Origin of the sequence: Bacillus cihuensis (assembly GCF_000504145.1) — a bacterium.
Taxonomy (GTDB): Bacteria; Bacillota; Bacilli; order Bacillales; family DSM-1321; genus Peribacillus; species Peribacillus huizhouensis.
Genome location: NZ_KI632495.1, coordinates 1,081,917 through 1,102,902, shown reverse-complemented (window position 1 = coordinate 1,102,902; position 20,986 = coordinate 1,081,917). Strand labels below are relative to the sequence as shown.

The following is a 20,986-nucleotide window of genomic DNA, read 5'->3' as shown; positions in this document are numbered from 1 at the left end:
ACCTGCCTTTCATAATGATCCAATTGGAAATTATCCTAAGATGGAATCTATTACTTTAATATAATCAATCCTTGGTTGAAAACCTAGTGGAATTCGTTTTGAAAAAGATTCCACTTCTTTTTTTGTAATTGATTTTCTTCCGCCTTCTTTCATACGGTTCCAGAATTTTGTTAAATGCCCTGACTCCATTAAGTAAATTTCATCAGTTGCAGAAAATCGGATGATGACAAAAGCGATCCCGCCTTGCTGATCGATGCTTTTCATATGCTGGATTTGGTGTTCGTGAAAATTATTTAGTGGAAACGAAGTTGGATTTTGTGTTTCCTTTGCTTCGAAATCTAAATGCTTACCCTTATACACACCATTATAATCTGTAGTAGACGCTTGCTTGAAATATGCTTCTTTTATTACTGCTGCACTTCGTTTTGGATAATGTACATCTACAATTTGAATAGGAGTAGGCTTCTTATGGACGACAGCTATACCATTTGCTACATAATATTCGTTCGAATCGTTTAAATCATCCTCCAACGTTTTCCCTCGATTACTGAAGCTGTTTTTTTTCATGGGACGTTGTATGGCTTCCGAGCTTTTAGAAACATATTTACGCCCATTGGGGTAATGAAAAGCCAAGTGAATCCCCCCTTATTTTCACTTATCATATAATAGCAAAAAAACAAGTGAAGTAGTGAATAAAATGATCTTTTTCTTTTCGATCTAACTATGTATTTTATCATATTTAGATTGAATTGGGTAATAGGATTGACATAGTACACGGATAAGTGTTGTTCTGTATTAATTTTTTGCATTTATATACTTTAAAACAGAAATCAGGAAAAGCAAATAAGGAAAATATCACAATAATAAAAAGTAGATAAGATTTCTAATAGTACCTTTTAATTCAATTCTACTATTTAAATAGCCAACAATAATCTTGAAAAAATGATTTTTTCCCGCAATAACGTGCAGTAAGACCCCACCTTAAGGTTTAGAAGAATAGAAGGTGGGGAAACCGCATGTAAAAGCTGGATTGGTGAGATACAGTGTAACTTACCTTTGTGGTCTTCAAAGGTTTAGTTGATGCTCACAGTATAGGGGTCACTCAGACGTTGCCGCAAGTTCCGTTTTATTCGACTAGTGAATAGGGCTAGTTCTTCTTCAACATATACTATGCAAGTGATGTGAATAGAAAATTATTCTCCATATTTTTCTGGAAATTAAGTAATTAATTTGAAGAAGATATTGAAGTTGTAAGTAAGCAACAATGGTTGGGTGAAGTTCGGCTGCTTATATTGATATAAAAAAAAGTAGCTGTCCCACACAAAAGAGTCAGCACCTATCACTTTATATCGTTCATAATGAGTGTTTTTTCATTATAAACCCTGAATCAGTGTTAGGATCAGCTCAGTTTGTGGGACAGCCGTTTTTTACAAGTATATTTGGCTTGTTTAAGTAGAAGGTCGATCAGGTCCAGTTAATTTCGGGTTACCAATTGCAGCTTTAGTACTAACGCTCTTTTCATTTTTCTTTTTTTGCTGTTCTTTACTCTCGTTTGTCGTCATGATTTACCACCTCCTAATAATAGTTTTATCTCAATTTTTCCGCTCATTCATAAGAATTGTCGAAAGTTTGAAAAATCCCCATTTATTCCACTTTCTTTGCCGATTTACTTCTAGTTTTGTCAGACGTGAAGGGCTTTTGGCAAAAACAAAGAATAATACAGGTTAAAGAAATAAGGAGGGATTTTTTATGGGAATCAAACTTGTGGATGTAGAAGAAATTCTAGGGTTGATGGAAGAAATCAATGAGCGTTTGGAAAGTTTAGAAACATCATTATCTGTTTCCTTTGCCACGGAACGCAACAAGCTATGGACTAACCAGCATCACATGGTCGATTCCGCGAGTATGAAAATTAACGAAACTGACTTTAGATGGTTGATGATGCAACATCAAAATCCAGAGTTACGCGATATCGATAAGAATCGAAATACCATTCTTTCGATGAAGCCAAAACTTGGCTATTAATTTGTGAAGGAAGTTTACAAATCCGGCAGTCAAGCTGTACGGGTTTTTTTTAGCATTGATATCATGATTGAGGTATTAGAGACAGCAATTTCATATGAATGAACCATAATTTGTTTTTTTAAGACAAGCTTGTTTACCATTCCTTTTTTATATAAATGATTTATAATTTGGTTATTAAGGATGTTCAAATAGTCCGAGAAAACATAACCGTCGAATGTAGCAAAACCCTGTCTCCTCGTTTTTCACGTATTAACTGTGTAGACTATTAAGCTAATCAACTAAATTTCTCGGTCATTTTGAATACACATTCATACATAAATAAATGGGGGATTAGATGCTGGATAAGAAATATATGGAAACACTTACTGTCCAATTATTACAGTTTACTGAAAAAGCGGATGAAGTATATGAAGCAGTTAGGGAAGAAGGTAAAGATAGAGATTTTTATCTTGAAGTGAAACCATTTGTTGAAGAAGTGGACGCTGTCTTACAATTATGGACACCTAACATGAGAGATTGGATGAAAGAAGAAGACTTTACTCACTTGTTTCCACAACAAATTGAGCAAACTGCAAACAATCTTGCCGATGTGGTTGTACAGGCATTCTTTCATAAAACAAGTTATAAAAGATTTAAAAGTCACATTCAATCCGTACGATTTATTTTGCAAAATGTGTTAACAGAAATTCAACTTAAAATATAACCGTTTTCTCAGATTCTCACCAAATATACTTCTGCCACATATAATAAATCAGCTAATGACTTTATGGGGGGAGTATACATGAACACGTGGGGGTCCTACTATGAATGGGATCACAGAAACAACGGAGCCTACTTTAATGAGATGAGCGGGTTTGTGAATGGGTATCATATGCAGCAACCGTCTTATCAGGCTCATCCTCAATACGTACAAATACAAGGGCAGCAAGCGATTGGGCCTATACCTCAACATGGTCAGCACCCTTATCAAATGGGTGCCTATCATCCTTTTATGCACCAACCCCAGCCAAGCGAGCCGGTATCCGGATATTACGGGCAACACCCGATGCAATATTACCAACAGCCGGTGCAGGGGATTAATCCATTTGAAAATCCATTGTCTAAAGCAAAAAACAAGAAAGGGCAAATGAATAATCTTCAAATTGGCTCCAATCCGTATCCAAAGCAGCAATTTATGCAAAAGCAACAGCCAACAGGTGTTCAATCGATGCTCAATCAATTTAAAACACAAGATGGATCGATGGATTTAAATAAAATGGTGAACACAGCCGGACAGATGATGAATACGGTGAATCAAGTGTCTTCGATGATTAAAGGGGTGGGGGGAATTTTCAAAGCGTAAATAATAAGGGTCAGATTCTACCGAATAACGACAGGACGGTAAAATCTGACCTTTTAATATGATTAATTAAAAAGAATATGACATGATTTAATCATCGACAATAATTGTTTTCCCTTTGATTTTTGGAATGGTCAGTCGGAGGATTCCATCACGGTGGTGAGCTGTTACTTTTTGTTCATCGATAGGTTTGGACAAACTAATGGTTCTTGTAAGAGAGGTTGATTGCTTTTTTCGTGTTGAATAAAAATCTTTGTTTGCAACAGTTTGCTGTTTGTCTCTGAGAATCCGGATTGTGACAGCTTGAGGGAGGATTTCTATATCAATATTTTTTCTACGGATTCCTGGCAAGGAAGCACTAATGAAATAATCACTTTCCGTCTCTGATACATCAACTGGAAAGCTTCCAGAAGAAACAGAGCCGAAAAATTCATTCATTGATTGGAGCATTCCTTTTGCTGGTTTGTCAGCAAAAAGACGATCCATTTTATTGAAGAAATCGTAAACACCTTCATGACGAAATGGTTTTTTCCTTTTTTCAGAGTCAGACATGGTTCATACTCCTTTCGAATTCATTCATGGAACAACCAATCACTGTTCTTAAATGGAGGAAAGTAACGTTTATAAAAATGATTCATCGTAGCCAACCATAAGCTTGCTTCATCATTATTTTTTTCACATCCTGTGGTCGTAAAGATTGTTGTTTTTAGCAAGAAACCAATTCGAACAGATGTTGATCTTCGTTACAGGTGCGAGACTCCTGCGGGAAAAGCGTGTTGAGGGAGACCCCGCAAGTGCAAAGCACTGAGGAGGCTTCTGAGACCGCCCGCGGAAAGCGAGTACCTGCAACGGAAATCAACCCGGGTTATTAGTGTAAAAATGATTGAAAAGCAACAAAGTATGTGAAAACAGCCTTTTGTAAAGAATCTGTTTTGTATTAGCCTATGTATTTCTGTCTAATTATGTGACAAAAATGGTGTTTGATTATTTAAGATAAACTAAACAAGAAAGAAAAAAGGATGACGATCGTAAGCAATTGTCCAATTGGAATAATTGCCCAATCAATCAGTTGATTGAATTGATCATCATTTCCAATGATAGTTAGAGAATACACAGACTAAGTGCGCCGCACCCTATAGTCTTTCGTCTGTGTGACTCACATCCTGTGGGTGCACATACCTTTTGAAAACCACAAAGGCAAGTTTCACTTTATCTCACCAACAGGGCATATAGGGACAGTTCGTCCACTTACGCTTCTTCGATTCATCTAAGCCTTGAGGTAAGGGGACTACCAGTTAATAGAGGATAAAGGAGTCGGGAATCTCATTCCATTTAAAGGGAATGAGATTTTCCTTTTGTATAGAACGCTTATTCGGTAATATAAAGAGATGAGGTGGTTTTATGAGACTGAGAAAGAATTTACAAGAAATCATGGCTGAATTAAAAAGCAGCGAAGAATATAAATTTAATATTGCTCACTGGCATACAATTGAGGAGAAATTAGCAAAAACAGCACCTTTTCCAGCTCGTATGCATGAGAAGCTTCAGGCTGCGTTAAAAAGACGTGGAATTAGTGAACTGTATACACATCAATCAACAGCTTTTGATACAGCAGCTGAAGGTCGAAGTTTAGTTGCTGTTACTCCCACAGCTTCTGGAAAAACACTTTGTTACAATCTTCCAGTATTGCAATCTATTCTTGAAAATGAAAAAACACGAGCTTTGTATATATTTCCAACGAAAGCACTTAGTTACGATCAAAAGAGTGAATTACATGAAATGATTGACGAAATGGATGCTTCCATTAATAGTTATACGTATGATGGAGATACACCTTCAAACATCCGACAAAAAATTAGGCAAGCAGGGCATATTGTTATTACGAATCCTGATATGCTCCATTCTGGAATATTGCCTCATCATACAAAGTGGGTTTCTTTGTTTGAAAATTTAAAATATATCATCATTGATGAATTGCATATATACCGTGGAGTTTTTGGTAGTCATATGGCAAATGTGATTCGAAGGTTAAAGCGAATCTGTGCATTTTATGGCAGTGACCCTTTGTTTATTTGCACATCAGCAACGATTGCCAACCCTCTTGAACTTGCTGAGGAATTAACAGAAAAAGAAATGGTGCTCGTTGATAATAATGGCGCTCCAAGCGGAAGGAAGCATTTTGTTTTTTATAATCCTCCGATTGTGAATAAACCACTAAATATTAGAAGAAGTGCAGTACTTGAAGCAAGAAAGCTTGCTCTTGAGTTCCTAGCTAACAAAATTCAAACAATTGTGTTTGCAAAAAGCCGCGTCCGAGTGGAGATTTTATTAACTTATTTACAGGAGCTAGTGGCAAAACAGCTAGGACCAAAATCGATTCGAGGCTATCGTGGCGGATATCTACCAAAGCAGCGCCGAGAGATTGAAAAAGGGTTACGAGACGGTTCTATTTACGGAGTGGTTAGCACGAATGCACTAGAACTGGGAGTGGATATTGGACAATTACAAGTTTGTATAATGACGGGATATCCTGGTTCGATTGCAAGTGCTTGGCAGCAAGCGGGAAGAGCAGGGAGACGGCATGGTGAAGCGCTAATTATTATGGTAGGTAGTTCAAATGCCCTTGATCAGTATATCGTTTTACATCCCGAGTACTTTTTCACGAGAAATCCCGAAACGGCACGCATTAATCCTGATAATCTCGTCATTCTAGTCGATCATTTGAAATGTGCCGCGTATGAGCTACCATTTAAAAAGGGAGACTTATTTGGTCAAACTGAGATTATGGATGTGTTAGAATTTTTAACCGAGGAGAGAGTACTTCATCAAAACGGCGATAAATGGTATTGGATGAATGATGCTTTTCCGGCACACAATATTAGTTTACGATCGGCTTCACAGGAAAATGTTGTCATCATTGATCAAACAGAATCGCCTAATCATCAAGTTATTGGTGAAATGGATACGTTTAGTGCTATGACATTGCTTCATGATGAAGCGATTTATTTGCACCAAGGCACCCAATATCAAGTGGAGAGGCTTGATTGGGAGGAAAAGAAGGCATATGTACGCGAAGTAAATGTTGATTATTATACAGATGCTAATCTCGCTGTACAGCTTTCTGTATTGGAAATAGATAAACAAAAAGTGTTTGCACAAACAGAAGCGACCTTTGGTGATGTATCAGTCAGGGCGATGGCAACTATTTTTAAAAAAATTAAATTTGAAACGCATGAAAACATTGGCTCAGGGCCGATTACGCTGCCAGAATCTGAACTGCACACAAACGGTGCGATGCTATCAATAAATCATAATGCATTTGACTGGGATGAAAATCGAATGGAGCAAGGCCTGATTGGAGCATCACATGCATTAAATTACATGGTACCACTATTCGTCATGTGCGACCCGAATGATATTCACGTATATCCTCAAGTGAAAGCAGCCCATAATGAAAAACCGACCATTTTTATCTATGATAAATATCCAGGTGGTGTCGGATTAAGTGAAAAAGTTTACCAAAATGCTGAGAATATTCTAAAAGAAACGCAAGAAATGATTGAACGCTGCCTTTGTGAAAAAGGCTGCCCTTCTTGTATCGGAACAGACACAGCTTCAACGACTGCCAAAATAGATGCTGTGAATGTGTTAAAAATATTCCGCTAAACGTTGTAAATAGAGGTGCTTGAATTGTCATTGAAGAATAAATTAAATCGCATGAAAACACATATGGATTTGCCTGATTCAGAGAAAAAGGAAAGTGTAGTAGAAGTCATAAAAAAGGAGCTTCATGAAAAAGTTGATGGCCATCGAGAACTTCCATTTGCAGAAAAATGGCAGCAATTCGATACACAACCATATAGGTTTGATGACTCCTATTGTTGGATTAGGGAAGTACGTTATCCCATCGAGATGAAACATGGTGATTATTCGTTTGCAGAATTGCAAACTGTTATGGATGTGTGGCAGAAAAGCGGATTAAATCACCCATTAACTGCTGCAGGAATTGGTACACAGGATTTGTTTTTCTTTGATACAGAAACAACCGGTCTTGGCGGAGGAGTTGGGAATACCATTTTTATCCTCGGTTATGCAAGCTTTGAAAAAGATGAAGTTGTTGTCAGACAGCATATTTTGCCCCAGCCTGGGGCTGAGGTCCCGTTATATCAGAGTTTCTTAGAAAAAGTGAACTATGAAACGCTTGTTACCTATAATGGCAAATCATTTGATTGGCCTCAATTAAAAACAAGACATAAACTTATCCAACAACATGTACCGAACTTACCAGAATTCGGGCATTTTGACTTATATCATGCCTCCCGAAGACTCTGGAAAAATAAATTAGAAAGAGTGAAACTATCGATTGTTGAAACTGAAATTCTCGGATTTAAGCGAGAAAATGATATACCAGGCTACTTAGCACCGATGATTTATTTTGATTTTGTCGAGCGTCAGGATCCAGAAGTATTATTTGGTGTCCTCAAGCATAATGAATGGGATGTCCTTTCATTAATTACCTTGTATATTCATCTTTCTCGGCAAATTCTCCAAGTAGATGGATATGGGGATGAGTCACTTGAAGTCGCACGCTGGCTACATGATCTTGGCACAAAAGAGGAGGCATATAAAACGTACGAACGTGTGGTCAAAGAAGGATCAGCAGATGAAGTCCTTCTTGCCAAAAAGGCACTAGGCTTTGCAAAAAAGAAAAATAAACACTTTATTGAAGCATATTCTATCTGGAAAGAGGTTTTTGAAAAGGGGAATGGCATGTTAAAAGTTGAAGCGGGTATTGAATGTGCAAAACTGCTAGAACACCAATTCAAGGATTATGAACAGGCAAAGAAATATACGGAAGAAGCGCTGACTATACTTTCCGGTATATCTAAATATAATGATTCATTGAAAGAAAATGAGTTGACAAAACGTCTATTACGACTGCAAAGGAAATTAAAGGTTGATATGCATATCCTTTAATATGGAAAAATGATAAAAAATTCCTATTTTTACATGATAAGAAATGATTGTGACAGCCCGTGAAAGCGTGTAATATTGAATGCGGATGAAATGTCCTAAAATATGATAAATGAGGTCGTACGGGAGATGTACAAAGCAATTTTAGTTTTGTTTTTCGTTGTCTTATGTTTAACTGCATTTTTGTTTTCTGCTTTTGGGGATACATTCTATACCTTTTTATGATAAATTAGGTTTTTGACTAGTACATGAACTCCCCCTTTGTCATAGTCTGTAATTGAAAGCGATACTTTGATGAAAGGGGACAAAATGCGATGGAATTTACAAAGAAAAATGTCGACTATCATAAAAACGTTGACTATCATAAAACTGTGTTAGGTGCGAAACATGGTTATGGTCATAAAGTAATGGGTGCACAAACAGGTCCAGGTTACTCACCTGCAGTTATGGGTGCACAAACAGGTCCAGGTTACTCACCTGCAGTTATGGGTGCACAAACAGGTCCAGGTTACGCTCCTGCAGTTATGGGTGCTGCAGTAGGTCCAGCACCAACACCTTATCCTTATGTTGGAGGCGCACAGATGGGGCCGGGGTATCCAGCACCTGGATATGGCGTAAGTCCAGTAATGCCGACAAGTGTTGCACCATCTCAAGTATCACCAACGACAAATACGGTCAATGCTAATGTTATGAAGACGATTGTACCTCATATTCACCCGTCTCATAACACAACGGTTAATCAGCATGTATTCCAGCATCAACACTATTTTCCACATACTAATTCAGTAGTCAACGAATGCTTTAACCAACACTTAGTTTGCACTGGGCCGCCACCAATGCCGGCATATAATCCGTGCTGTGGACCAAGACCAAGACCATTCGGTTATTAACAGATAGAACAAGGGCTAATACATGCCCTTGTTTCTTTTTAATTGATTTTTATAACAAGAATAAGTGTTTAGAGTAGGAAAGATGTTATACTAAATAATAGTATCAATGATGGAGAGAATAAGATGAAAGTTCTATACATAACAGGCTATAAGGCCTATGAATATGGTATTTTCAAAAAGGATCACCCAGGTATAAAATATATTAAGAAGGTTCTTAAACAAAGATTAACATCATTCATAGAAGATGGGTTAGAATGGATCATAATTTCTGGGCAACTAGGGACAGAACTCTGGGCTGCGGAAGTCGTTTTTGAATGTAAAAAAGAATATGATGTAAAGCTTGCGGTGATTACGCCATACTTAAACCAAGAAGAGTCATGGAATGATGAAAATCGTGAGTTTTATCAATCAATTATAGCTAAAGCTGATTTAGTAGAATCTATTTACAAAAGCCCATACGAAAGCCCGAGTCAATTGAAAATGAAAAATATGTTTATGATTCATAAAAGTGATGGTATGATGATTATTTATGATGAAGAAAAAGAGGGTTCGCCTAAATTTGCTATGGCTGAAGCGAAGAAGTATAGGCTAGAACATGATTATTTGATCTTTCCTCTAACATTTGATGATCTCGAAGCGGCTGCACAAGAAGAACAGTGGTCTGATTAATAAAGATTCATTGACAAATCAAGGTTTTTTTGAAAAAATAAATGAAAAGTCGATGTATGGAGAAAGTGTAGAGGTGAGTCTTATGCTATCTGACAAGATAAAATTGACTGGAAAAGACATATTGGAAAAAGATTTCAAAACTGCAATGCGTGGATACAAACCTGAAGATGTGGACCAGTTCTTAGATATTGTTATTAAGGATTATGAAGCATTCTATCAGGAAATTGAAGATTTAAAACAAGAAAATCTAAAACTGCGCAAACATTCTGAAGAGCAAGTTAAGCGCCAAAGCCAAACGAATACTGGGCCAATGCCTGGAACGACGAACTTCGATATTCTTAAAAGGTTATCGAACTTGGAAAAGCATGTATTTGGCAGCAAACTATATGACTGATGTGTTTGATTTACGTATCTCATATCGTTGCAGAGTGCTGAAAATTGCTTAACTAACAACAGAAAATCAACATAATACTTCAATTTTGTATTGCTATCCAAAAATAATAATAATTACTTCTTGCTTTATAGTGAAAAACAATGTAGAATGATTTCTTGTGTAATGACGTTTGGGTAATTGCTGCAGTTGCTTAACTGTAGAGGAAAGTCCATGCTCGCACAGACTGAGATGTTTGTAGTGTTCGTGCCTGGCGAAAAAATAAGCCACGGCAGCAGAATTCATTCTGCTGACGGCCGGGAAAGTGCCTAAGTCCATTAGGATATGGCATGAATACCTATAAAAGTGCCACAGTGACGTAGCCTTTTCAGAAATGAAAAGGGTGGAACGCGGTAAACCCCACGAGCGAGAAACCCAAATTAATGGTAGGGGCGCTTTCTTCCTTGGAAATGAACGAGGAGAAGGACAGAGGCTATTGCCTCTGTAGATAGATGATTACCACCTAAGTACGAGATGAAAAATCGCTTGCAGTACTACGGTACAAAACATGGCTTACAGAACGTCATTATACAAAACAAAACTCTCCTTATTCAAATAAGGGGAGTTTTGTTTTGTATATAGATTTGTCAATTACTATTGGTATGGTGTAAACATTTAAAATTAAACGTAATGGTAAGGGTAATTCGGTCTTTGTGAAGTCAAATATATAACCTTTTGAAGGATTTTGTATACTTTGTAAGATAATTGATAAAAGTGGTAACATACCTTTTTTGCTGATTGAAGTTTCACTTTATTAATCAATTCCACAACGACAGTGTAGGTAGCCAGTTGGTAGAACTGTAAGAGCGATCATGACAATGCTTAAGAGACTGAGACACTAAAGAAATGATGCGTAAATTAGTGACAATGAATCAATTAGGCATTACACTATCTATTGATGACTTTCAAAACCTAAGTTATTTATATCGTTTGCTGACTGATATCGGACCGAAGTCTGATCTGACATTTACATATGCATCGTAATGGGGCTACTGTAATAAACACGATAATCATAATGACCAAGACTATTTATGTGATATGGTTGAAAAACGTGTGAGAAATACCAAGATTGTACGAAAACTAATAAGATATAATATCACAAGAACAAATCTTTAATAGGAAGATGGGTTCTTGAGTTGTTAATAGGGAAGCTGGTGTAAAGGTTGAAACAATTTGATATTATTGCCACTTCGGCAATGGGGCTTGAAGCTGTTGTTGCAAAAGAAGTGCGCGCACTCGGTTATGAGTGTGAAGTAGAGAATGGAAAAATCATGTATAAAGGCGATGCTTCTGCCATTGCTAGATCTAATTTATGGCTTCGAAGTGCCGATCGAATTAAAATTAAAATCGGTGAATTCAAGGCGACTACATTTGACCAATTATTTGAAAAAACGAAAGCGTTGAATTGGGAAGATTATCTCCCGGAGAATGCAGAATTTCCTGTGAGTGGAAAATCCGTTAAATCTACTCTGTTTAGCGTATCGGATTGTCAAGCGATTGTAAAAAAAGCAATTGTCGATCGAATGAAGAAGTATTATAAAAAAACATCATGGTTTGAGGAGAATGGTGCGCTATTTAAAATTGAAGTATCAATCTTGAAAGATATTGTAACTCTTAGTTTAGATACGAGCGGACCGGGCCTTCATCGTCGAGGGTATCGGACAGATCAAGGTGAAGCGCCTTTGAAAGAAACACTTGCTGCGGCACTAGTGATGCTGACCAATTGGTATCCTGATAAGCCGTTTATTGATCCGTTTTGTGGTTCAGGGACGATACCAATTGAGGCGGCATTAATCGGTCAAAATATTGCCCCAGGCTTCAATCGCGACTTTGTTTCAGAAACTTGGGATTGGTTTGATCAAAAAGTGTGGGATGCAGCAAGAGTGGAAGCAGAGGATCTTGCAAAATATGATCAACCACTTGATATTGAAGGCTATGATATTGATCACCGGATGATTGAAATTGCAAAAGCGAATAGCTTTGAAGCTGGTTTTGGTGATCTCATTACTTTTAAGCAGATGCAGGTAAGTGACCTAACTACTCGTAAAGAATATGGGGTAATAGTCGGGAATCCCCCATATGGAGAACGACTAGGTGAAAAAGAGCAGGTTGAAGACATTTATAGAGGAATGGGTCAAGCGTTTAAAAAGCTTGATACATGGTCTATCTATATGATTACTTCGCATCCTGAATTTGAAACTTATTATGGAAAGCAAGCAACGAAAAAACGCAAGCTGTTCAATGGATTTATTCGAACTGATTATTATCAATACTGGGGGAAACGTCCACCTAAGCAACCTAGAACAGAAGAATAAGCTTGAAATAATAATAGTTGATTTGTGAACATTATACTTATTTTCTGGTTAAGCTTGCTTTTACCAGGACTATCTGTTATTCTGATAAAGAATTATTTTTGTTCGATATGAAAGAAATAGCTGTTGTATGACGCGTTATTTTCATTATCACCAGGGCAAGGATAGTAATACACTGTGTGCTATCACATTAGGAGGCAACAACAATGGAACAAGGTAAAGTAAAATGGTTTAACGCAGAAAAAGGTTTTGGATTTATCGAACGTGAAGGCGGAGACGACGTATTCGTACATTTCTCAGCTATTCAAGGTGAAGGTTTCAAATCTCTTGATGAAGGTCAAGAAGTTACTTTTGAAGTAGAACAAGGTCAACGTGGACCACAAGCTACTAACGTAAATAAAGCATAATAAGATTGATCATATATAAACAGGCTCCCTTTTTTGGGGGCCTGTTTTCATCTGGGATGAACCGACTTCAGTAAAATCATACCTTGTAGCCATAATAATTTCTTGACGGTCAACGAGAAATAAAGGATAATGTAGTTTTGTTGATAATATGAATTTGAACGTGCGGTATTTAAATAAAATACTTAATTAAGCTAAAATGTTTTACCCTTTTCGTTAGAAATCATATAGTAGATCAGGGGAAATTTACCATTAAAAACGTAAACGGTCGTGAACAGAATAAATGAAGTTCATTTAAAAATATTATTATTAAATGTCTAGCTAGAGCACCTTAACAAAGGCGCTTTTGCTTTTATATTAGGAGGAAATTGATGATTCAGTCGCTGCCTTTTCCGATAACAAAAGAAGATTCCTTTTACGATAAGCTTTCTGAGTGGATAGGAGATGTCTTTTATGACATTTTACCAGAGAAAGGCTTTGAATTAAGAGATGAACAAATATTTATGGCTTTCCAACTGGAGAAAGCTTTTAAAGAAAAACAAGTAATGTTTGCTGAAGCAGGAGTAGGAACTGGTAAGACACTAGCTTACTTGCTGTATGCCATTTGTTATGCGCGCTATACGAATAAACCAGCGATCATTTCTTGTGCTGACGAAACGCTCATCGAGCAGCTAGTGAAAGAAGAAGGAGATATTCAGAAGCTTAAAGAAGCACTCGGATTAACTGTTGATGTACGTTTAGCAAAATACCATGATCAATATTTATGTCTTAAAAAGTTGGAGCATGCCGTTAATATAGTGGATTCGGAAGGGATTGATCAGGTTTATGATTCCTTGCCAAAATTCGTACATGGCAATGAGTCTATGTCGGCATATACAGCTTACGGCGATCGAAAGCAATACCCGTATTTAAATGATGAAGAATGGTCACAGATAGGCTGGGACCAACTGCAAAATTGTTTTACATGTGATGTACGGCACCGCTGTGGTCAGACACTTTCACGTGACCATTATCGTAAATCCAGCGATTTAATTATTTGTTCCCATGATTTCTTTATGGAGCATATTTGGACAAAGGAAAAGCGAAAACGAGAAGGGCAGCTACCATTATTACCTGAATACAGCTGTGTCGTTTTTGATGAAGGTCATTTATTGGAGTATTCTGCTCAAAAAGCACTCACGTATAAAATTGGTGAGGCGACGTTAGCAACTGTACTAGAGGCACTAGTTGCAAATGAAGTTCGTGAAGAAACGCTTTATATGATAGAAGATTTAATCGATATGAGTGAAAATTTCTTTGCCGTCCTACATGAACAATCAATACCTGTTACTGGTTCAAATCGCTCTGAAATACCAACGTCAACTGAAATTCATTCATTAGCAGTAAAGCTCCATAAAAAAGTGGAAGAACTTGAAGAAAGTCTCGTATTTGAAGCAGAGCTTTATACAATTAATGAATATGACTTGAAGGTGACGGAAGAGTATTTAGAGCAATTGAACTATTCCTTATCATTATTTCTTAAAAATAAACAGGCGATTACGTGGTTTGAGCAAACTGAAAATAGTAAAACATTGGTCATTATGCCTAGACTTGTTCAAGAAATTTTGTCAGAAGAAGTGTTCACGAAGAAAATTCCGTATATTTTCTCATCAGCAACCCTTTCAAATGACGGTTCATTTAATTATATAGCTGACAGTTTAGGAATCAGTGAGTCTAGTCATTTTTCAGTTTCATCACCGTTTGAATATGATGAAGTGATGGATATTAAGTTGCCTGTTTTTGCAACAGATGATGCTGATGCAAAACTAGCGTATACAATTAACAGCATCAAAGAAACAGAGGGTAGGACATTAGTACTTTTCAAGTCAAAAGAAGAACTCCAGTGGTTTAAAAGACAGGCTGTATCAACTCCTTATTCGTTCTATTTTGAAGGAGATATAGAAATCAGTGAGCTAGTAAAGAAATTTCAAGAGGAAGAAACTTCTGTTCTGTTTTCTTACCATTTGTGGGAAGGATTAGATATACCAGGCGATTCACTACGGAATGTCATTATCTTTTCGTTACCTTTCCCGCCGCATGATCCTGTTTTCCAGGCGAAACGTGAAGCTTGTGCTGATCCATTTGAACAAGTAGATTTACCGTATATGCTGTTACGTTTGAGACAAGGAATAGGACGATTAATTCGGACAAATGAAGATTCAGGTACGGTTCATATTCTTACTGAGAAAAATCTTTCAAAATCAACTCTTGATAAAATTGTCGCTGTTTTACCGACATCATTAAAGTGAATTCATATAAAACGCCATCATTTTACTATGAAGGATATACCATGAAGCACGCTATACTCACATAATCTCAATGGTGGTGGTGCGGAGCTGGAATTTTGGATGCTTTCTAGATTAAAAAACCTTGGCTAATTTTTGAAAAAAATAGGGAAGTTTTACAATCTCCAGTCGATTAAAAGAAGAAGTGAAATTTTTCTGTTCAAATTGAATTACAACTGATATAATTTTATTACAATAATAATTTTCAGCTACACTCATATAATTGCAGGGATAGGGCTTGCTAGTTTCTACCGGATTACCGTAAATGATCTGACTATGAGTGAGTCACATATACTTGTTGCTAATCATGCAAGCCGGTTCTATTTCTATTTTCGCTTGCCTATGGTAAAAGCTCAAGAGTCGTTGTCTCACTCTATTGTTCAGAGTCAGGGGATGATTCTTGGGCTTTTTATATTCTGAAATTACATGGGTAATGAGTGAAGAGGGCTTAACGAATTGGAGGAGCAAAGACATGCAATTATTAAAAACTAAAATTCTAGAAGAGGGACAAGCTTTATCCGATAACATTTTGAAAGTTGATTCTTTTTTAAACCATAGAATGGATCCCGTTCTGATGCACGAGATGGGTAAAGAATTCAAACGGAGATTTCAAGATGAAAAAATCGATGTTGTTCTTACTATTGAATCATCTGGGATTGGGCCTGGTGTGATGGCAGCTCTTGAACTTGAAGTTCCAATGATTTTTGCTAGAAAACGGAAATCAGTGACGTTAACCGATGATCTTGTTACAGCTAATGTATATTCGTTTACAAAAAAAGAAGCAAATGAAATTGCTATCTCTAATAAGTTTATTAATAGTGGGGACAGAGTACTGATCATTGATGATTTTCTGGCGAATGGGCAGGCGGCTTTAGGATTAATGGAAATTTGCCATAAAGTAAATGCAACTGTAGTAGGAATTGGGATTGTAATTGAAAAAGCATTTCAAGATGGTGGAGAAAAATTGAGAGAACAAGGCGTACGGGTTGAGTCACTTGCAAGAATTGAAGCACTTAGTCTTGGTGAAATTACATTTGTAGAAGAGCGTGAGGGAGCAATCCATGAGTAATCATCCGCTTAAAACGGCGTCACTAGGAATTCAGCATGTTTTAGCCATGTATGCTGGCGCTGTAATTGTGCCTCTTATTGTTGGTGGAGCGTTAGGTTTAAGCGTAGAACAATTAACATACCTTGTTTCGATTGATATCTTCATGTGTGGAATTGCGACCATATTACAAGTTTGGACAAATCGCTTTTTTGGAATCGGCCTTCCTGTAGTGCTAGGCTGTACTTTTACGGCAGTTGGCCCAATGATTGCAATCGGCGGACAATACGGTATTACATCCATCTATGGTTCTATTCTTATCTCGGGTCTCGTCGTGATGATGATAGGGAAATCATTCGGGAAACTCGCCCGTTTCTTTCCGCCGATTGTGACTGGTTCTGTTGTTTTGATTATAGGGATCACACTTATCCCAGTTGCGATGAATAACCTAGCTGGGGGACAAGGAGCAAAAGATTTTGGCTCGTTAGAAAATATCGTACTTGGATTTGGTACACTTCTATTGATTATCATTTTGTATAAATTTTTTACTGGATTCTTACGATCTATTTCTATATTAATAGGTTTGTTAGTAGGAACAGTAGTTGCTTCGTTTTTTGGGAAAGTTGATTTTTCACCAGTAGCAGATGCATCTATTTTTCATATGCCACATTTGTTTTATTTCGGCATACCAACTTTTGATATACCAGCTATTTTAACAATGGTTTTAGTCGCTATTGTCAGTTTAGTTGAGTCAACTGGTGTTTATTACGCATTAGGTGATATTACAAATCGAACTATCAGAAAAGAAGATTTAACGAAAGGATATCGTGCTGAAGGGTTAGCGATTGTGTTAGGTGGCTTGTTCAACGCTTTTCCTTATACTGCTTTCTCGCAAAACGTAGGGCTAGTTCAGTTATCTGGTGCTAAAAGCAAGAATGTTATCTATACTGTAGGGGTCATGTTAGTTGTGATTGGACTAGTTCCAAAAATGGGAGCTCTAACCACAATAATTCCTACAGCCGTTCTAGGTGGAGCCATGATTGCCATGTTTGGGATGGTTATTGCATCTGGAATTAAAATGCTGAGCCAAGTTGATTTTGCTAGACAGGAGAATTTATTGGTTATTGCTTGCTCTGTGGGAATGGGGCTTGGTGTAACTGTAGTCCCTGATATTTTCTTGAAATTACCGGAAAGTTTACAGATCCTTACAAGCAATGGAATCGTAGCAGGAAGTCTATCGGCTATTTTCCTTAATATTTTATTCAATATGATTCCATCAAAACGAAATATCAATAATTCTGTGGTACTTGAACAAAAGGCTTCTTAACCTACAGTCTAAATAATGAAGAAGAGGAGGGTGTCTTACAAAAGTTATTTTTAGGGCAGCCTCCTTTTTCACGCATTTACAGGCAGTATCAGTTTCGTTTCCATTTCACTTTATTTCAATTAAAATAAAGTGAAGTGAAGTGGAAACAATTACCACTCTCATTCATATCTTATAAGAATAAGTATACGAAAGAGAGTGGAGTATGTGGAAAAGAAATACTGCAAATACTGCAGAACATTGTTAACCATAGAATCAATTTGCGAAAAATGTGGGAGAAATGAGTTTCAAGACATCATCATTGAAGTTCAAAAGCAAAATCGCAGGTTTAATTCAGAAAATCAGCTTTAGTTTCTTGGCACTATTTTTCACACGTGAGTGACACCGTCTGTTGCTTGCTTTTTTTGTATTGGCTATGTTAAAGCCCATTGTTGATTTTGGCATTTTGTTGATTGGAGTGGAAGGCGTGAGACTGCTTCGTGAAATACGAGTCAAAGGGAGATTGCACAGGCAAACATCGCCGAGGACGCTCCCGTACCGCCCCACGGAAAGCGAGTGCCTCTCGCTGCAATCAACAGGCAAGTTTAACAGAGTTATTGTATTAAAAAACAGACGAAATTAAAATTCGTTTGTAATCATTCATTCTTTTAAAGGAAGTATTATGATTCAATCATTAATAGAATGTGAATCGATCTATCAGCCTCAATCGTTATTGGTACATGTATGGCTTTTTCAATGCCGTACATTTTTGTTTCACCAACTAACACAGTTGGCGGGGAGATGTCCATAATGATATTGTCAACTGTTAGTTGGGTAGATAAATTTCCAGCAATCATGTTTCCAAACTCCGCAGCAAAGGATTCAAGCATTTCTCCTTCTAACGTCATTCCGAACATCCTTTCACCAATTAGACTAATTGCGTCTGAATTTCCTTCGATTATTAACCTGCCACGGACATCGCCTGTCATTCCAATTATGACACAAATGCCCTGTTGTAAAAATGGTTCAGTAACTAATAGTGGTTTGTTCATCTCGAGATTGAGCGGGATAATCGACTTTACTGCTTGAATAGTCCCATTTAAAACGGACGTAATCTGTGTGGTAACACTCATCTTTTTTCCTCCATAACACAATATAATTCATGATACCATTCTGATAGGTATTTGGAACTGAAAATTTTACAAAAAGCAAGAATTTTGAATAATAATAAAGGATTATGTCGTATTTTTAGTTCTAAAGAATGATTGTTTTTTAAATAATGATACCCAACGCTAGGAATAGAGAAAGAATATTTGGGAATGATAACCATCATCCTTGGAGGTGGAAATATTGCCATATATTCTATCAACATCACATATCCAACTTCCTTATTTATTTGCTCAAGAAAAATTAATGGAATTTTCACGTGAAATATTTGGTTCTTCTTTTAAAGACATTGATCGATTATTGAGAGCTTTTAAAAATGGACAAGTTGATAGCCGTTATTTTATTAAAGACCTAGAATGGTTTAAACGAGATCACTCATTCGAAGAAAGAAACAATGCTTTTATTGAAGGTGCTGTGACATATGGAACTAAAGCAATTCAAAGCTGTTTATCTAATGGAACTTTTTTAAAACACGAAGTAGCCGTACAAGAAATTGAAGCGATTTTTTTCGTAACAAGTTCAGGCATAGCAACACCAACTATAGACGCGAGAATTATGAATAGACTCCCCTTTTCTCCTTATACGAAGAGAATACCACTATGGGGATTAGGATGTGCTGGGGGTGCGTCAGGGCTGTCTCGTGCTTTCGAATATTGCAAGGCATTTCCAAAAGCAAAAGTGCTTGTTTTATCTGTTGAGCTATGCAGCCTGTCTTTTCAGAGAAATGATCGGTCGAAAAGCAATTTAATCGGCACATCCTTGTTTTCGGATGGAGTAGCCTGTACGTTTATTTGCGGTGATGAAGTTGCACGTAAAAGTATTAGTAAAGTAAAACGAGTTCCCAAAATACTGTCTACACAGTCCACATTAATGCCAGATTCATTAGATGTCATGGGCTGGGACGTAAGAAATGAAGGTCTTCATGTTATTTTTTCAAAAGATATACCGACGATTATTAGCAATTGGTTGAAACCGAATGTAGAGGTTTTTCTCGATAAAAACGATATGAAGCAAAGTAATATTCGTCATTTCATTGCCCACCCAGGTGGTAAGAAAGTGATTGATGCGTATTGTGAATCATTAGGTTTTCATGAAGAGATGGTGAAGATTTCAATGGAAGTGCTAAGAGAGTATGGCAATATGTCTTCTGCTACTATTCTATACGTGCTGGAGAAATTTATGGAACAAGATATAAGCGAAGGGGAATATGGGCTTGCGGCTGCATTAGGTCCTGGCTTTAGTTCAGAATTACTATTATTGAGGTGGGAAGAATGACATTTCTGATATTGATAACCCTGCTCGCGGTACAGAGACTGAGCGAACTTGTGCTGGCGAGATATAACGAAGATCGTTTAAAGGCGAAAGGGGGACTTGAGTTCGGCAGTTCACATTATCCTTGGATTGTGCTTATGCATTTGGGGTTCTTTTCATCATTCATTGCAGAGGTCAATCTTTTTGATAAAGATGTCTCGGTATTATGGCCTTTTTGGCTGTCGATTTTTTTATTAGTTCAAATCGGCAGAGTCTGGGTCATCACGTCGCTTGGACCTTACTGGAATACAAAAATCATCGTTCTCCCAGATGCTGAGGTTATTGTAAAAGGACCATATAAATATGTGAAACATCCTAATTATATCATTGTAGCAACAGAGATTCTTGTCATTTCACTTTTATATAATGCTTATTTCACTGCCGCACTGTTCACATGTCTAAATGCATGGGCAATGTCAGTTAGAATTCCAATCGAAGAACGTGCATTGAAGAATTTAACAAGTTATTCCGCCGTTTTCCTAAAAGATAAAAAATAATTTAAAATCTTATTGAAAATGATTATCGTTCGTGATAGTATTGCTTTAATAAGATGAAAATGATTATGATTATCAATTGAGACAACTATAAATTTTAATAAACTTTATTTTTAAGGATGGTGTATAAGATGGTATGGTTTTTTGTTTTGCTAACAGTTGTTACATATAGCTTTGTAATGAAATATGTGTTAAGTTTTATTGCAAGCCCTCAGAAAGCACAAAAAAATCTAGCACAGAAACATATCGTAACAAAAAATAACCAAGCGTACATCCCAACACCGACAACCAGGTAATAT

General features: G+C 37.0%; 20 protein-coding genes, 1 other RNA gene and 1 riboswitch. Of the genes, 18 read left to right on the top strand and 3 right to left on the bottom strand.

The genetic code is table 11. From position 1 onward, the window contains the following. Positions 1-30 precede the first annotated feature (30 nt). Positions 31-633, bottom strand: a complete 603-nt coding sequence (gene recU, locus V179_RS0111180; RefSeq protein ID WP_028391519.1) for a Holliday junction resolvase RecU — start codon at positions 631-633, stop codon at positions 31-33. 1,116 nt (positions 634-1,749) lie between these two features. On the opposite strand from recU, the gene V179_RS0111170 reads away from it, so the two are divergent. The 3 genes from V179_RS0111170 to V179_RS0111160 all read left to right on the top strand — a co-directional run bounded on the left by V179_RS0111170 (position 1,750) and on the right by V179_RS0111160 (position 3,367). Continuing rightward, the gene (locus V179_RS0111170; protein ID WP_028391518.1) at positions 1,750-2,025 is read left to right on the top strand and encodes a hypothetical protein; all 276 of its coding nucleotides are present in this window, start codon (positions 1,750-1,752) and stop codon (positions 2,023-2,025) included. A 334-nt stretch (positions 2,026-2,359) separates the two neighbouring features. Further along, on the top strand, positions 2,360-2,728 hold the full coding sequence (locus V179_RS0111165; RefSeq protein ID WP_028391517.1) for a YppE family protein: 369 nt from the start codon (positions 2,360-2,362) through the stop codon (positions 2,726-2,728). Positions 2,729-2,806: 78 nt separating this feature from the next. Then, on the top strand, positions 2,807-3,367 hold the full coding sequence (locus tag V179_RS0111160) for a YppG family protein (protein WP_051404932.1): 561 nt from the start codon (positions 2,807-2,809) through the stop codon (positions 3,365-3,367). An 87-nt stretch (positions 3,368-3,454) separates the two neighbouring features. Here the strand turns inward: V179_RS0111160 and V179_RS0111155 are convergent, their stop codons facing one another. Then, positions 3,455-3,916, bottom strand: coding sequence for an Hsp20/alpha crystallin family protein (locus V179_RS0111155; protein WP_028391515.1), 462 nt, complete (start codon positions 3,914-3,916; stop codon positions 3,455-3,457). 849 nt (positions 3,917-4,765) lie between these two features. Between V179_RS0111155 and V179_RS0111150 the strand changes: the two genes are divergently transcribed. The 12 genes from V179_RS0111150 (at position 4,766) to V179_RS0111105 (ending at position 17,739) form a co-directional block, all read left to right on the top strand. Continuing rightward, complete coding sequence (locus V179_RS0111150; protein WP_028391514.1) at positions 4,766-7,030, top strand: DEAD/DEAH box helicase; 2,265 nt, start codon at positions 4,766-4,768, stop codon at positions 7,028-7,030. A gap of 30 nt (positions 7,031-7,060) precedes the next feature. Continuing rightward, a complete protein-coding gene (locus tag V179_RS0111145) occupies positions 7,061-8,341 on the top strand; it encodes a ribonuclease H-like domain-containing protein (RefSeq protein ID WP_326929544.1) in 1,281 nt (426 codons plus the stop codon). A 311-nt stretch (positions 8,342-8,652) separates the two neighbouring features. Beyond that, a complete protein-coding gene (locus V179_RS32440; protein WP_268745190.1) occupies positions 8,653-9,228 on the top strand; it encodes a CotD family spore coat protein in 576 nt (191 codons plus the stop codon). A 123-nt stretch (positions 9,229-9,351) separates the two neighbouring features. Continuing rightward, a complete protein-coding gene (locus tag V179_RS0111135; protein WP_028391512.1) occupies positions 9,352-9,897 on the top strand; it encodes a DUF1273 domain-containing protein in 546 nt (181 codons plus the stop codon). Between the two features lie 82 nt (positions 9,898-9,979). Continuing rightward, positions 9,980-10,291, top strand: coding sequence for a cell division regulator GpsB (gene gpsB / locus V179_RS0111130; RefSeq protein ID WP_028391511.1), 312 nt, complete (start codon positions 9,980-9,982; stop codon positions 10,289-10,291). 165 nt (positions 10,292-10,456) lie between these two features. Next, positions 10,457-10,848, top strand: an RNA gene (rnpB, locus tag V179_RS30020) — RNase P RNA component class B. A 325-nt stretch (positions 10,849-11,173) separates the two neighbouring features. Next, positions 11,174-11,311 carry a hypothetical protein gene (locus V179_RS31040; protein ID WP_154664004.1) on the top strand — a complete coding sequence of 46 codons (138 nt, stop codon included), beginning with the start codon at positions 11,174-11,176 and terminating at the stop codon, positions 11,309-11,311. Between the two features lie 179 nt (positions 11,312-11,490). Then, positions 11,491-12,642: a THUMP domain-containing class I SAM-dependent RNA methyltransferase gene (locus V179_RS0111125; RefSeq protein WP_028391510.1), complete on the top strand. Its 1,152-nt coding sequence runs from the start codon at positions 11,491-11,493 to the stop codon at positions 12,640-12,642. 203 nt (positions 12,643-12,845) lie between these two features. After that, the gene (locus tag V179_RS0111120; protein WP_028391509.1) at positions 12,846-13,046 is read left to right on the top strand and encodes a cold-shock protein; all 201 of its coding nucleotides are present in this window, start codon (positions 12,846-12,848) and stop codon (positions 13,044-13,046) included. Between the two features lie 368 nt (positions 13,047-13,414). Beyond that, entirely contained in the window at positions 13,415-15,331 is a 1,917-nt protein-coding gene (locus V179_RS0111115) for an ATP-dependent DNA helicase (RefSeq protein ID WP_028391508.1), read from the top strand. A gap of 231 nt (positions 15,332-15,562) precedes the next feature. Then, positions 15,563-15,664: riboswitch (purine riboswitch) on the top strand. A gap of 175 nt (positions 15,665-15,839) precedes the next feature. Beyond that, complete coding sequence (locus V179_RS0111110) at positions 15,840-16,436, top strand: xanthine phosphoribosyltransferase (RefSeq protein ID WP_028391507.1); 597 nt, start codon at positions 15,840-15,842, stop codon at positions 16,434-16,436. After that, complete coding sequence (locus V179_RS0111105; RefSeq protein ID WP_028391506.1) at positions 16,429-17,739, top strand: nucleobase:cation symporter-2 family protein; 1,311 nt, start codon at positions 16,429-16,431, stop codon at positions 17,737-17,739. The genes V179_RS0111110 and V179_RS0111105 overlap by 8 nt, the downstream gene beginning before the upstream one ends. A gap of 656 nt (positions 17,740-18,395) precedes the next feature. Here the strand turns inward: V179_RS0111105 and V179_RS0111100 are convergent. Beyond that, positions 18,396-18,848: a chemotaxis protein CheX gene (locus V179_RS0111100; RefSeq protein WP_028391505.1), complete on the bottom strand. Its 453-nt coding sequence runs from the start codon at positions 18,846-18,848 to the stop codon at positions 18,396-18,398. A gap of 217 nt (positions 18,849-19,065) precedes the next feature. Here V179_RS0111100 and V179_RS0111090 point away from each other — a divergent pair, with 217 nt between their 5' ends. The 3 genes from V179_RS0111090 (at position 19,066) to V179_RS31035 (ending at position 20,983) form a co-directional block, all read left to right on the top strand. Then, positions 19,066-20,157, top strand: a complete 1,092-nt coding sequence (locus V179_RS0111090) for a type III polyketide synthase (RefSeq protein ID WP_028391503.1) — start codon at positions 19,066-19,068, stop codon at positions 20,155-20,157. Then, positions 20,154-20,690, top strand: coding sequence for an isoprenylcysteine carboxyl methyltransferase family protein (locus V179_RS0111085; RefSeq protein WP_028391502.1), 537 nt, complete (start codon positions 20,154-20,156; stop codon positions 20,688-20,690). The genes V179_RS0111090 and V179_RS0111085 overlap by 4 nt, the downstream gene beginning before the upstream one ends. 128 nt (positions 20,691-20,818) lie before the next feature. Further along, positions 20,819-20,983, top strand: coding sequence for a hypothetical protein (locus V179_RS31035; RefSeq protein ID WP_154664003.1), 165 nt, complete (start codon positions 20,819-20,821; stop codon positions 20,981-20,983). Positions 20,984-20,986: the final 3 nt, after the last annotated feature.